At 32.3% G+C, this 14,392-nt stretch carries 13 protein-coding genes and 2 pseudogenes; 7 read left to right on the forward strand and 8 right to left on the reverse strand.

Annotation, left to right across the window (positions count from 1 at the left end; genetic code table 11):
• The first annotated feature begins 349 nt into the window (after positions 1-349).
• Together AAGD29_RS06915 and AAGD29_RS06920 are read left to right on the forward strand one after the other, a co-directional pair.
• The gene (locus tag AAGD29_RS06915) at positions 350-868 is read left to right on the forward strand and encodes a bifunctional (p)ppGpp synthetase/guanosine-3',5'-bis(diphosphate) 3'-pyrophosphohydrolase (RefSeq protein ID WP_341757596.1); all 519 of its coding nucleotides are present in this window, start codon (positions 350-352) and stop codon (positions 866-868) included.
• Between the two features lie 59 nt (positions 869-927).
• Positions 928-1,376 (forward strand): annotated as a pseudogene (locus AAGD29_RS06920) (IS5 family transposase); the annotation flags it as partial.
• Positions 1,377-1,414: 38 nt separating this feature from the next.
• Here the strand turns inward: AAGD29_RS06920 and AAGD29_RS06925 are convergent.
• The 5 genes and pseudogenes from AAGD29_RS06925 to AAGD29_RS06945 all read right to left on the reverse strand — a co-directional run bounded on the left by AAGD29_RS06925 (position 1,415) and on the right by AAGD29_RS06945 (position 5,981).
• On the reverse strand, positions 1,415-2,866 hold the full coding sequence (locus tag AAGD29_RS06925; RefSeq protein WP_341757292.1) for an IS4 family transposase: 1,452 nt from the start codon (positions 2,864-2,866) through the stop codon (positions 1,415-1,417).
• A 127-nt stretch (positions 2,867-2,993) separates the two neighbouring features.
• Positions 2,994-3,439 (reverse strand): annotated as a pseudogene (locus tag AAGD29_RS06930) (IS5 family transposase); the annotation flags it as partial.
• A gap of 682 nt (positions 3,440-4,121) precedes the next feature.
• On the reverse strand, positions 4,122-4,715 hold the full coding sequence (locus tag AAGD29_RS06935; protein ID WP_341747594.1) for an energy-coupling factor transporter transmembrane protein EcfT: 594 nt from the start codon (positions 4,713-4,715) through the stop codon (positions 4,122-4,124).
• Positions 4,712-5,386 (reverse strand): energy-coupling factor ABC transporter ATP-binding protein, encoded by a 675-nt coding sequence (locus tag AAGD29_RS06940; protein ID WP_341747595.1) that lies wholly within the window; start codon positions 5,384-5,386, stop codon positions 4,712-4,714. The genes AAGD29_RS06935 and AAGD29_RS06940 overlap by 4 nt, the downstream gene beginning before the upstream one ends.
• A gap of 52 nt (positions 5,387-5,438) precedes the next feature.
• On the reverse strand, positions 5,439-5,981 hold the full coding sequence (locus AAGD29_RS06945; protein WP_341757597.1) for a biotin transporter BioY: 543 nt from the start codon (positions 5,979-5,981) through the stop codon (positions 5,439-5,441).
• Positions 5,982-7,034: 1,053 nt separating this feature from the next.
• Here AAGD29_RS06945 and AAGD29_RS06950 point away from each other — a divergent pair.
• From AAGD29_RS06950 to AAGD29_RS06960, 4 genes are all read left to right on the forward strand, one after another.
• A complete protein-coding gene (locus AAGD29_RS06950) occupies positions 7,035-7,925 on the forward strand; it encodes an IS982 family transposase (protein WP_341757504.1) in 891 nt (296 codons plus the stop codon).
• A gap of 71 nt (positions 7,926-7,996) precedes the next feature.
• Positions 7,997-9,814, forward strand: a complete 1,818-nt coding sequence (locus AAGD29_RS06955; protein ID WP_341757598.1) for an AAA family ATPase — start codon at positions 7,997-7,999, stop codon at positions 9,812-9,814.
• Positions 9,815-10,106: 292 nt separating this feature from the next.
• Complete coding sequence (locus AAGD29_RS10320) at positions 10,107-10,217, forward strand: transposase DNA-binding-containing protein (RefSeq protein ID WP_410521140.1); 111 nt, start codon at positions 10,107-10,109, stop codon at positions 10,215-10,217.
• 87 nt (positions 10,218-10,304) lie between these two features.
• Entirely contained in the window at positions 10,305-10,874 is a 570-nt protein-coding gene (locus AAGD29_RS06960) for a hypothetical protein (protein ID WP_341757599.1), read from the forward strand.
• A 276-nt stretch (positions 10,875-11,150) separates the two neighbouring features.
• On the opposite strand, the gene AAGD29_RS06965 is transcribed toward AAGD29_RS06960, so the two are convergent.
• Both AAGD29_RS06965 and AAGD29_RS06970 read right to left on the reverse strand, forming a co-directional pair.
• Entirely contained in the window at positions 11,151-13,283 is a 2,133-nt protein-coding gene (locus tag AAGD29_RS06965) for a recombinase family protein (protein WP_341757396.1), read from the reverse strand.
• Positions 13,280-13,495: a hypothetical protein gene (locus AAGD29_RS06970; RefSeq protein ID WP_341757397.1), complete on the reverse strand. Its 216-nt coding sequence runs from the start codon at positions 13,493-13,495 to the stop codon at positions 13,280-13,282. The genes AAGD29_RS06965 and AAGD29_RS06970 overlap by 4 nt, the downstream gene beginning before the upstream one ends.
• A gap of 72 nt (positions 13,496-13,567) precedes the next feature.
• Here AAGD29_RS06970 and AAGD29_RS06975 point away from each other — a divergent pair, with 72 nt between their 5' ends.
• Positions 13,568-13,831: a hypothetical protein gene (locus tag AAGD29_RS06975; protein ID WP_341757600.1), complete on the forward strand. Its 264-nt coding sequence runs from the start codon at positions 13,568-13,570 to the stop codon at positions 13,829-13,831.
• Positions 13,832-13,927: 96 nt separating this feature from the next.
• Here the strand turns inward: AAGD29_RS06975 and AAGD29_RS06980 are convergent, their stop codons facing one another.
• A complete protein-coding gene (locus AAGD29_RS06980; protein WP_341757601.1) occupies positions 13,928-14,380 on the reverse strand; it encodes a type IV secretory system conjugative DNA transfer family protein in 453 nt (150 codons plus the stop codon).
• Positions 14,381-14,392 lie beyond the last annotated feature (12 nt).

The raw sequence follows: 14,392 nt of genomic DNA on the forward strand, positions 1-14,392 counted from the left end.
GTATTCATTTAGAATAATAATTAACCTCAAGTATTGATGTAATAAATTAATAGTAGGCTCAAGTAATCATCGCCATCATAGTTGATGACACCTTAGGCTATTAAACCGATGTTTTACATCAAACTGAGGTTAATTATTTAACAAATTATATCATTTGGAAACTCTTTCTTATTTATAAATTAATAATTTAATCTTGACAGGGTAATAGTTTTTATTAATATTACGGGTATATTCGATGCTTTTGAAGAGTAAATACTTGCGAATTCCTGATAGTAAAGACAACGACAACGCAATTCTTGATTTTCATTGACTATATATTAATAATCTAAATCAATAATAAAGTAACAGTATGAGTTTTATGTTATACGAGGATATTGATAATTTACACAATATCACTGATATTATTAGTACTAAATTGCAAGAAAATTCTATAGTGGCGAAGATATCTTGCAGATTAAAAGACCCTCATTCTATCTTAAAGAAATTGGTAAGAAAAGGTATGGGTTTTCATCAATTAACTGACCTCGTTGCTTTTAGAATTATAGTTGATACGCAAGAAGACTGTTATAAAGTACTGGATATTATTAATGATATATATCCTAGTAACCATGAAAAATATAAAGACTATATTGTTAATCCTAAAGCTAATGGCTATAGTTCCTTGCATATTGTGACTACTATTGGTACATTTAGACGTAATGTGGAAATACAAGTACGGACTAGTCAAATGCATGATATAGCAGAGTTTGGCATCGCTAATCATGGTGAATATAAAGAAGCACAAGAAGCAAGGATAAAAAAATTATTTTCTCCAGAATTACTTAATATAATTGTTCTTCATATCGGACTAGGGTGTGTCATCAATTAAGTTGACAGGAGCGTTTATTTGTTGTGTAATAGAGAAAAAATTAAGGATAAATTTTCTCTATGCGTCGATATGCTCTACGTGACGATCAATGGGATCGGATTAAAGATAAGCTACCTGGAAGGGAAGAGTCTGTTGGTGTAACAGCCAAGGATAATCGCCTATTTGTAGAAGCAGTCTTGTATCGATATAGGGCTGGTATACCTTGGAGAGACCTACCTGAACGTTTTGGAGATTTTCGAGTGATTCACCTACGTCATTCAAGGTGGAGCAAGACAGGTGTGTGGAAAAAGGTTTTTGAGATGCTGGCTGAAGATGCTGATAACGAGTATGCCATGATTGATTCAACCATTGTTAGGGCTCATCAACATAGTGCCGGTGCTAAAAAAAAGAGTTAGATGATGACCAAGCAATTGGACGAGGTAAAGGGGGGCTGAGTACTAAAATCCATGCCACATGTGACGCTCTAGGGAATCCAACGGGATTCCATCTTACCCCGGGGTCGAGTAGCCCAAGGTTTGCACTTCAGGCTCTCACAGAACCTTACTATTACCCACAAATATTAGAGTTAGCTAATTGATAACCTTGAACTAGATCAAATAACCGTTGCCATCCTCTCCACAATACAATAGGACCAGGCTCTAGATCATTTTTTCTTGCTAAATACCCACCCAATTTAGCAACCCATATTATAGCATTTTTTATTGTAGGAATTGTATTATTAGGGGGAGCTGCTTTGTGTATCTTTACATACAAAACTCGCCATTCTTCTTCAGCTAATATTACACTACATGGTAGATTAGGATTAGTTCTGCCAATTAAAGTAATAAAAAAAATTCTCCAAGCAATTATGCTCATGATTGTCAAGTATTTTATTAATCTTTCTCCTGTTGCAAGTCTACATTGTTCAACCCTAAATCCAGATTTTAAAATTTTATGAAAAATTTCAATTCTCCATCTTAAACAATACCATCTTACTTTCTCTATAGCTTCTTCAAAATTATTGATAACTATATTGGTTAGTAACATCCATTCTAATGGTGTTGTTCCACTAGGGGGACGACGCTCAATAACATTGATGGCATATACTGGTAAATTTGGCAATGTTTCTGTTTTATGTCTTACATTGTTTACAGGAGGATTCATTATAAATTTTCCAAATCTAACTTCCAAATGTCTAATCCTATTAGCTTTATTTTCTTGACTAGTATCTTTAACTGCTATTTCTCCAGCACACTGGAAACCCGATACTACCTTCCACAAATATTGTCTATCTTTTTTGGAATATTTTGACTTTTTATTTATTTCTCTATCCTGTGCAGCTCTAACTAAAACTTTAGATTTCTGAGCTTGTGCCAATTCAAAAAAATCATATATATCAGCTTCTCTATCACAAACAGTTATAATTTGGGTATTACTATTATTCGTTGCATTAATAGTGTTCTGTAATGCATTAAGCCACTTCATACTTTCTTTATCTTTAATATGTACCGCATTACCATGACTAGTTTTTTTTAACTGTTGTATTTCTTCAGGCACTGCTGGTCTATTGTGAATCTTTTGATCCAACAACCCAAGTGCTAATCCATTGGTAGCAACCGCAAAGGCAGTATGCATTATCAGACCTTTACATTCAATATTTTTAACATTCTTTCCCTCTTTTCTTGATAACACACCCAATCCAGTAGTTTTTTTATGACTAGTATATGTGATATAACTAGTATCTTGTATAACAAGAACTTTATCATGCTCTTTGATTCTTTCTACTGCTTTAGCAATATGGGCTTCTAATATTTTTGATTCCTTAACATTATCGTTTTTAAAAAAACGATATGCTGCTTTTGTTTCTGCCCAATTTCCACATGCTTGATTAATTGAGCTTTCAGGTATATTTGCAAAATTATCAGCTATCTTTATTAACCTATTTGTCAGCCTTTTATCACCCAAAATAGCTCCACTAAATTCCTCGGTCAAATAATTATTTATTATTTCTTGACTCATACTATACCTCTACAATGTAATATTTTAATTGCAAATCAGTATATTATTTTTACTTCTTTTTCACCATTGTTATTTTGTGGGTAATAGTAAGGTTCTGTGAGAGCCTGAAGTGCAAACCTTGGGCTACACTCGACCCCGGGGTAAGATGGAATCCCGTTGGATTCCCTAGAGCGTCACATGTGGCATGGATTTTAGTACTCAGCCCCCCTTTACCTCGTCCAATTGCTTGGTCATCATCTAACTCTTTTTTTTAGCACCGGCACTATGTTGATGAGCCCTAACAATGGTTGAATCAATCATGGCATACTCGTTATCAGCATCTTCAGCCAGCATCTCAAAAACCTTTTTCCACACACCTGTCTTGCTCCACCTTGAATGACGTAGGTGAATCACTCGAAAATCTCCAAAACGTTCAGGTAGGTCTCTCCAAGGTATACCAGCCCTATATCGATACAAGACTGCTTCTACAAATAGGCGATTATCCTTGGCTGTTACACCAACAGACTCTTCCCTTCCAGGTAGCTTATCTTTAATCCGATCCCATTGATCGTCACGTAGAGCATATCGACGCATAGAGAAAATTTATCCTTAATTTTTTCTCTATTACACAACAAATAAACGCTCCTGTCAACTTAATTGATGACACACCCTAGTGATAATAAGAAAAATAATATAGAAAATTGTAAGAATAAGTTTTTAGTTGTAACAATATCACGCTACTTGTATAAGTAGGCGTTCTGACGTAGAACCCCAGATTTTTTTGATTACGAGCAGAATTGAAATTACTGATTGACAGTCATGAGAATAAGACATAGTCTTCATAATCCTAGGTTAATATCTTAGCTTAGCCTTTGTATGCCTTCTCCCACGATGGAAGATTTAGTTGTTTAACAAGTTTATATTTACTTTTTATCTCTGCTGTTGGTCGTTGCAGCACAAATCAATAAATGGTTATTTACTAGCATTTAATTTACAAAGCAAGTAGATTGCTAGATGTATTAATAAGTTAATTCATTATTTCACCTATATTTGTAAATTGTAATGTGTTTTTGACCCCCTATTGTAACAAATTTTGACCCCATTGATAAGTTGTATAAAAGCTATATCTTCAGGGGTTTTACTGTTATGATAAGAGGGTCACTTATAATTACAATAGAGGGTCAAAAACACATTACAATTTACATTCGATAGACACTCCTAAATCATTATATAAATATATGATATTCTTCTTCATTCTATAAATATAATTAGTTAATTACCAAGAACGTGATTCAATAGCTTCAGCAATATTTTCTGCCGTTTTTAGAATTTTTATAATTGTAGGAATTATAGTTGCAATAAAATTACGTTCTAAACCACGGGTACGCTGAGCTACACTTATTTCTTGAAAGATACTAACAATCACAGGAATAAATCGTATGGCAAGAGATAGGGATAGACTTATTTTCTTATGATTAATCCCAACATAAGATAATAAAATTAAAATTTCATTAAGGCTATCAATCATTTCAGATATACGTGTTGTAAGTGTTATCAATGAAGCAAAAAGTAATAATGTTGCAAATCGAGTGATGACTTGTACTCCTACTATCCAATTATTGGTAAATATATGAACAAGTAGAATAATTAATAATATAATAATAATCTGGCGTAATTGAATAAATAATTTTTGTAGTGGTATTTTAGCTATAAAATACAAAAAAAATGTAAAAAATAAGCTTATACTAAGCAGAAATAAATTAGATACTAAAAATAATCCGCTTGAAAAAACGACTAGAGAATATAGCTTAATCCTTGGGGATAAGCGATGGATAGGAGAGTTATATTGATAATAAGTATCTAAATTCATATCATCATATTTTTATATAAAGGTATAGTAACAGAAGGATGATCATCTCCAACTATTTGCCCTTGCTCAAAAACAATTACACGATCAAAATTTGATAATAATTCAAGGTCGTGAGAAATCATAATAACAACTTGCTTTAAATCTTCTATTACTTGGAAAATATTTTTTTTATTTCTTAAATCTAAAAGCGTCGTAGGCTCATCAAATACTATGTAATCAGGTTTCATCACTAATACCCCGGCAATAGCTAATAATTGTTTTTGTCCGCCACTAAGAAGATGAGATGGAGATTTACGCAAATTATGTATATTATATAAGGATAAGATTGAATTTATACTTTGCTCAATCTTATCTTTATTGTAACCAAGATTTTTTAAACCAAAAGCAAGGTCTTCTTCAACTATTGGAAAAACAATTTGATTGTCTGGATTCTGAAATACAAATCCAACTTTCCGTCTTATTTCTTTACCAAATTTACGTGTATCTAAACCATCAATTGTTACAAGTCCAGTAGTAGGTAGTTTAATGCCATTAAGAAGTCTTGCAAATGTACTTTTTCCACTACCGTTTGCTCCGACTATACCAATTTTTCTTTCACTTAGTATTAAACTGATATTTGATAAAATGTCATAATTATTAACACTGTAACTAACATTTTCAATTTTTATCATATAGACTTTATAGCTTATACTTTTACTAATATTAAAATTATAAAATAAAAACTTAATCTTGTATTATAGGGTAAGAACGTTTTACTACCATTGCTATAGTAGTAGCAATAATTGCTTTAATAATATCTCCTGGGATGAATATCATACTTCCAATAAGAGCTTGATTTATAGAAATATTAATAATTATATTAAGCCATAAAATACCTATAATATACATAATTAGTATGCCTCCAATTATTATATATATAAAAGCACTAATATTAGTTAAATTAGACCAATTTTTTTTAAATAAAAAACCAATAACAAACGCTGCAATCGGCCATCCTAAAAGAAATCCACCACTCGGTCCTAAAATTGATCCTAAGCCTCCATGCCCACCAGCAAGAACTGGAAGACCAAGTGATACTATTCCTAGAAAAAGAATTTGAGATAAAGCACCTCTTTTAGCTCCTAAAATACTGCCAGAAAGCATAGCTCCTAGAGATTGTACACTTATAGGAACACCAATAACAGAAATTACGATACCAGGTATGATACCTAACGCAGCCGTAATTGCAGCAAAAAGAGCTATGCAAACTATATCCTGAGTATTCATTAATTTATATCTTCAATTTCATTTAGCAAGTAACTTTATAAATCAAATATATCATTTTTATTTAATAATCAAGTTTTTTAATTATTAAATAACCTTAGTTCGACGTAAGAAAAAGTATTTGAAAAGTAAGAAGGGAGTGATTATAAACTTCTCTAACCGTGACAAAACGTGTGCTTCCTTAAACTTGGTATCCATTCACGACACCGGTCAAAATTTAATCATTAGTCTATTTTATATTCAAAAACTTACCCTAAAGACGCGAAAACCGCAATCTTAAATTTAAAAAACTTATACAACATTACCCTATAGTTAAATTTTGGTCGGGGTCGTGAATAGATACTAAACTTGACTCTAAGCATATACTAGTTGTAATACTTTTGAAGCGATAGCTGAAGTAAGAGATACAATTGTTATGCATACATTACAAATAAAAAATACTAAAGTACAGCTTGCAAACACGCAAGTTGCATTTGATGAAGTAACTGCTAGGAGTCTGTCGGAGATAACTAATTAATTATATTTTGAGCTATTTTTAGGCGATAATAAATAGGATTTTTGAAGGAATAGTGTACCTATTTTAAGAAAATCCTGTTTATTAGCAGCCAAAAAGATCCAAATATAGAATTACTTTAGTTATTTCCGACAGACTCCTAGAACTACAATTAACGATAAGCCTAAAATAACTGAGCAAATTACTGGCAAAGAGGATGATTTATTAGAGCATGGAATGGTAGATACAACATCAATGACAACAATAAAGAAAGTAACAGGTGAACAATTACGTGATGGTGATAATAGTATTTGTTTAGTACAGCTAAAACTTGTATCCCACCTCTATTAGGTGTAGAAGAGGCATATATAATTAATTTCGACTAGAATACAAAAGTTAAGGTTTGACTTCAATATTGATAAAAAATAGTATGATTAGCAAAAATTTTACTAATATACGTCAGTTTGGGATAAGATATAGATGAAATAGTAATAGATAAAAGGATTGTCAAAAAGGAGTGCCTGCAGTATTTATATTTTTAAACAAAAAAACAAACTACAGGCATGAAAAAAGATATCACAGAATTATATAGTTTTATAGATGATTTTTGTAAAATTTATTTGGAGTATGAACAGAGAAAGTTATTACCATCAAATAAGCAGAGAAATCGCTGTTGTAGCATGAGTTTAAGTGAAATGTTAACAATAATAATTATGTTTCATACATCCTATGCTAAGAATTTTAAATTTTTCTATAAAAGTTATATAGAGTGCATGCATAAGGATGATTTCCCTAAAGCCTTGAGTTATAATAGATTTGTTGAATTAATGGCACGATTATTCATACCGCTAAATATGTTGATTCATTTGTTGTTTGGTGAGGAAACAGGTATTTATTTTATTGACTCTACAACGATTAAAGCTTGTCACAATAAAAGGTGTTATAGCAATAAAGTTTTTAAAGGATTAGCCAAACATAGTAAATCCTCTATGGGGTATTTTTATGGTTTTAAATTACATGTAATAATCAATAATAAAGGGGAGTTTATGGCATTAAAAGTGACCAAAGGCAATGTAGATGATAGGGTTCCAGTACCGGAGTTAACAAAAAGATTAACTGGAATTATAGCAGCTGATAAAGGTTATATTAAGCAAAATTTGTTCTTAAATTTATATGAAAGAGGCTTAAAAATGATTCATGGAATTAAGAAGAATATGGAAAATAAATTAATGGATTTGAAAGAAAAAATCTTACTTCGAAAGCGTAACTTAATTGAAACAGTTTTTGATTATCTAAAAAATAAAATGAACCTTGAACATACTAGACATAGATCACCAATAAATGCCTTTGTCCATATATTATCTACTCTTGTTGCTTATTCATTAAAGAAAAATAAACCTTCAACAAAATTTGATTTTAATCTACATGTTCTCAATATCCTTATCCCGAATTGACGTAATATCTATTAGTGGATAATAAAACAGGTGTATAATGGTATTATAGTTAGTAGAAAACAGTAAAAACAATGACAGAAAAAAAGAGTAAAAATAATATTAATTATCAACCAAAGATGTTAGTGGGTAGTGATGACTTCTATGATCTGCTAATTAATAGCGATATATTCGTTGATAAAAGTTTAATGATCAAGGAGTTATTAGAAGATAGCGGTAAAGTCACCCTAATTACTCGACCAAGGCGTTGGGGGAAGAGTATTAATATGGATATGGTCAGGCGCTTTCTAGAAATAGAGCTAGATAATGAGGGCAATCCTTTGCTGCTAGAAAACCGGGTAAACTATAAATTGTTTGCTGGTGGAAAAGTAGATTCAGGCTTTGGTGAAACTAAAGAACTGAAACCGTTAAAAATTGCTAGTGTAACAAATGCTATGAAGCGTCAGGGTCAATTTCCAGTAATATTTATCACCTTTAAAAGCGTAGAAGGCTCAAGCTATCACGATATCGAACAAGGAGTAAAAAGCCAGTTACGGAAATTATTTCAGTCACATAGATATTTAGCTAATAGTGATAAGCTTGCATCAGATGAACGTGCAGATTTCAACCACTATTTATTTGGGGAAGTAACTCTCGATAATATCAAAAATAGTTTGGCTATTTTAAGCCACTTGCTGTACAAACATTACAATAAAAAGCCTTGGGTATTGATTGATGAATATGATACGCCCATTAATAGTGCTTACAGATGGTTTGGTACTAATGAGGCAGAATTTCAGAAAGTGTTAGAAATTTTTCGTGGAATCATGAAATCTACCTTTAAAAGGGAAACTGGCGATCAAGAATTGCCAGTTGAACGTGGAGTTATTACAGGAATTTTGCGGATTGCCAAAGCTGAATTATTTTCCGGTTTGAATAATGTTAAAGAATATAGTTTATTAGATAAAAAATTTGCGAGTGTTTATGGATTTACTCAAATAGAAGTGGATGAGTTATTAACTAAAGTACCACTTACTACCAATCCAGCAGAAATTAAGGATTGGTATAATGGCTATAATTTTGGGGGAGAAGTCATCTATAACCCTTGGTCAATTATGATGTGTTTATCAAGTGAAGGGAAGCTAGATTATTATTGGGTTGACAGTGGAGGAACTGGTTGGATTGATAATGTTTTATTGTCAGATGAGATGCAGCAGGATATTCAAGTATTGGCTGCTGGTAAAGCTATTATTGCTCCTATTATGAAACAGATAAGTTTTGCTGATATTAGTTCACGTTCAGGTTTGTTTAGCTTATTATTATTTAGTGGTTATTTGAATCCTACCGCTGTCGAGCCAACAAGAAATATTTTTGAATTAAGTGCACCAAATGAAGAAGTAAAATTTATTTATGAAACTCGATTACTGCAATGGCTTGGCAAACAATTGCAAATGGATAGTTCATTATATTATCCGCTAATGAGCTTACTGCCGGCTGGTAAAATAGAGGAGTTTAAACAAAAAATGCAGGAGTTGCTGCACAGTAGCACTAGTTTTCATCAGGTAGGGGAGAAAAAGGCAGAATTATTTTATAGTGGCTTTATGTTAGGGATTGTTAATATGCTAGCACCGAGCTATATAATATCAAGTGAGCAAGAATCAGGTGATGGACGCCCTGATGTAATCATGATCCCCAAAGTTGGCAAAGGAGATAAGGCAATTATTATTGAGTATAAGATTGCCAAAAATACAGAAGATTTAGCCTTGGTAGCCCAAATGGGATTAAAGCAAATTATAGATAAGCAATATGATGTAAAGGTTAAAGAACATTCTCACGTCAAAAAGATCATTAAACTTTCTCTAGCTTTTTGTGGTAAAAATATGGATTTACAATATCAGGTTACAGAGCTTTAGTAATAGACTGTAAGCGTTTGAATAATCAGTAATTTTATGTCTATCGTGGTTCTGAAATTGTCCACTACGCCCCGCCAGTTCTTATTAGGATTTCAGGATTTTCTTACTCTTTTTAAAAATTTCATATGTAATTCATATGTAACTTCTCAGACAAATTTCCTGAAATTTTACCTACAAAAAAATCTATTTTTAACCCTGTTACAAGTCTTACTTTTACCCACAAATATAAAATTAAGTATAAAATAATATTGAATTATATACTTAAAATATAAGAGGGGGAAAGAAGGGGGATATGCAAGCGTTATCTAATTCTTACAACTTAGGTGATAAGTGGTTAGAAAGGGAATTTAGGCATGTTAACTTTGGAGATCAAAGACTTATAAAAAGGCTTCTCAGTACATGACAAAAAGATTAACAAGAAGAAAAAAGAGTGGATAACGCATAATCAAAGTCCTATAACTTAGGTTATTCAAGCTTAAGAAGAAGGAGTATGAGTTCAGCGTTATCACAACTATTAGGAAACTATTTTTTTAAGAGTTTTGCAAGTATAAAATTAATCGAACAGATAATAACAGGATTGTTCTACGTTAGAGATGTCAATCTTACTCAACTAGCCTTGGTAATTGATGGGCAGAGCAATGATCATTCTCGATATCGCAAACTACAAAGATTTTTTTCTAGGGTTAATTTTTGTTATACTGCATTGGCTAAATTATTAGTAGCATTGGCTAGAATTGAATCAGAAAAATGGTTGCTGGCACTTGATCGTACTAACTGGAAGTTTGGCAAGCTTGACATCAATATTTTAGTATTGTCAATTTGTCACAATGGTATAGCTATATCAATTATGTGGGATATGTTAGCAAAAACTGGCACTTCCAATAGTAGTGAACGTCAAAAATTAATAGATAGATTTTTGAAATCATTTGGGGTAGAAAAAATATTATCATTGCTTGGAGACCGTGAATTTATCGGTGATAGTTGGTTGAAATTTTTAGCAGATCGTAATATCCCGTTTTATGTACGAATAAAGGAAAATTTAACTATTGGCAGGTCGTAAGATGAATTAGTTACCGCAAATCACCTAGTAAAAAAGCTAAAGAATAATGAATATAGGATATTCAAAGGTAAGAGATATTTAGGAAAGAATTATAAAGGACCTAAGGTTTTTATTTCTGCTTTGCGTAATGGAGAAGGAGAGTTAGTCATTATAGCTACCAATGACAATCCCTATCAGGCTTTAGATATTTACAAAAAACGTTGGGAAATTGAGATTTACCAGCCATAATGCCTCTATAATAGTGATGTTGTTGATATTTTAATTAATGTTTATTATTTAGTCTACTTTTTCTACCCTAGAATGGTAAATCCATTGTTTTGGTTGTTCTCTTAATGAGCTTAATCTTTTAATTTCTTGCTCATCGGCTGTAATTAGCCAAATCCAACGGTTTAATGTATTTTTTGCTTTTCTTGCTTTTAATCCTCCTTGTTGCATCCATTTATATAAAGTTGGTTGTGGTACATTTGTTTCTTGAGATAATTCGCTAAAAGTAAATTCATCGTAAGTGCGATCAACTCCTGCTGATAGTGTTTTTCTATGAAAAGGTATAACATTGTTACGACTCAGTAATGTACCTACTATATTTTTACTAAAACCGCCTAATAATTTAGGTGGATGGAGTCCTTGTTGATTTAAATTATCGGCAATTTGTTGCAATGTCATACCTTGAGTTCTTAGACTTGTTGTCAATGCAATTAATTCATGATAATAACTAAGTTGTTCAGGTTTTGCTACAGGACGAATAAAATTCGTACTAGTTTTATATCCACCTGACCAATGTATTTCCACAGACACTTTCTCACTTATCCCTTCTACTGTTACTAGAACACGCTCAATAAGTAAACGTAAAATTTCTTTCCGTTCTTCTACTGTAGTAGTTTCTGATGCCCATAAGGCAGGAATATCATTGGCTAGTTTGTATATTAATTCACGTTCAGTGCTAGAGAGAATCTTTGACTGATTAGCTAAAAATTTGTTATATTCTTGCTTTAATTTTTCTTCTGCAGATAATGATTCTTCCCACTTTTTCTCAAGAGTCCTAGTAACAAGACGATTCTCCGGTTCTGAGGCATTATATTGTCGATAGCTACGTTCAACTTCATATTTTGCTCTCTCCAGCTGCTTGTGCCAATGTTTTTGTAAATTATTATGCTCTTGCTCAGCATCTGTTGCCACACGTAAGCTAACTTCTAAAGCACTTGGTTTTAATACTTCTAATGCCTGATTAGTAATTAATTCATCTAGCCCATCTCCAACTAATGATTGGCAAGTATCTTCAGCATAATCAACAGCCATCCTACGACAAATGTAACGTAGTTTATTACTATTATTTGTATAACAAGTAACCATTCTTAGACCGCACCGACCACAAACAATAAGACCAGTTAATAGTGAACTACCTTGTCTTGCTATACCAATTCCTTGTATAGAGTTGGTTAATAATTGTCTTTGGTTACGTTCATATTGTTGCCAACTAATATAAGCAGGAACTTTATCTTTTATCATCACTTCCCAGTCAGACATTTTAGCAACTGTCCTTCCAGTAGAGGGTCTACCAAGCTTTTTTTTGTGTGGTTCAGTGGGTCTACGACCATATACATAAGCTCCAGCATATATAGGATTATGTAATAAATTTGATAAGGTAGCTCTATTAGGACGATGCCATGCTAATTCACCTTTTTGCAAACCACTACGTTCTCTATATGGCATTTGAATGTTATTTTTAGCTAAATATTTCAATACTGCATTAATTGTAGAGAATTTATCAAATAACTCAAATACCATTTGAATAATTGTTTGTGCTTGCTCATCTAGATCTTTAATAATCTCTCCGGAAGCCCTTCTAACATATCCCATAGGAACTTGCATACCTAACTCTCCTCTACGAGCCTTGGCTTTCTTTCCTTGTAGCATACGCTGTTTAATTATATGTAATTCCGCTTCAGACATTGTACCTTTAAGACCTAATAGTAGCCGATCATTATAAGAAACTGGATCATAAACACCATCAGTATCAGCAATCAAGGTTCTAAAAAGTGCACATACTTCTAGTAATTGATACCAATCCCTACATGAACGAGCCAATCGCGATATTTCTATTCCTAATACTATACCAACACGGTTTAACCCAACTTCAGCAACTAAACGCTGAAATCCAGGACGACCTTCTGCAGTTGAACCAGATTGACCCAAATCATCATCAATTATAACTACTCTGTTAGCAGACCATCCTAAATCATAGGCTCTTCCCACTAGATTATATTGTAATTTTGTCGATTCACTATGCCGTTCTACTTGTTGCAGGGTTGACTGCCTTACATAGACAATTGCTAGACGGTCGTAGTGACAAGCTTGGATTTTTCCACTTAATAACGTAATTTGAGGTGATTTTTTCTCCTGATCTATCATTGCCTTTCTCCATGTTTATTGTCAAACTTTGTAGTTTTTTCAATGACATTGTTCCTAATAAATTTATTAGGCGCTGACGATTCTCTGTGGGAATGTTCTCCCATTGCATGAATTTCAATATAGGTACTCCTATTATGATATTTCTTTACCCATTCAACTAGGGTTAGCAATGCTGCTTTACTCAGTGTCGGTGATTCTCCTGAATTTGTCAATTCTAAATTTATAGATGTTTTAATAATGGAATATCGAAAACCTTTAAGGGGTGCAAAAGTAATGGTTTTAGAATGGAAGATACGCATATAAAGAGTAAAGTGCGATTAGAGAATTTTATAAAATGTTTATTTATAGCATATGCAATGGCAATAAAAATAGGAGCAATTGGAGAGCAAGAGCAACCGATAAAAATGAAGAAAACGCTAGGATGTAGGAGTTATTCTGTACTACAGTTAGGTATAAGATCAATTAAACAAGCTTATAGTCGTTCTAAGCAATTTTTTGATTCCTTAATCATAAAATTGTTTAAGTTACACTTTGTGCAACCAACCTAACCTTTTTGTCCAGTAGTGTGACATTTAGTACGTGAGTACCTCTAGAATCTTGAATAATGACGACGCAATTCTTGATTTTCTATTCTAGAGTATACGCTATGAAATAGCGATTGGATATATTAGCTTTTTCTTCATTTTTTCATCATTGTAATAGAAAATTTTCTTTGAAATTATTGGCTGTTCGTGATTTCTCAAAATAATTTGCAAATCTGAAGGTAAATTAATAATTTCTTGCCATGACAGTAACTCTATATTTTTAGTTCTATCAAGACATATTTGAGATATTTTATTTGCAGTCTTATAATCGTTGGATGAAAAGGCAATTTTAGAAACGCAGCTTGTTATTATATTTTGAGTGTCAGCTTTTCCATAAATTTTTTCTATTTTCCAAAAATCCGTTGCAATTAAAAAAAGCTTAATTTTGTATCCTCTAAAGTATGGCATACAAGATGTGAACATTTTCAATTTTCCGATTGAATAAAATTCATCTATAAACAAGCATACACCACCGTTTTCTTTACCATGTCCAAGGTTTTGAGCGGTTGTCATTAGTCATTCAGC

The sequence above is a fragment of the Candidatus Tisiphia endosymbiont of Ditula angustiorana genome (assembly GCF_964026425.1).
GTDB lineage: Bacteria > Pseudomonadota > Alphaproteobacteria > Rickettsiales > Rickettsiaceae > Tisiphia.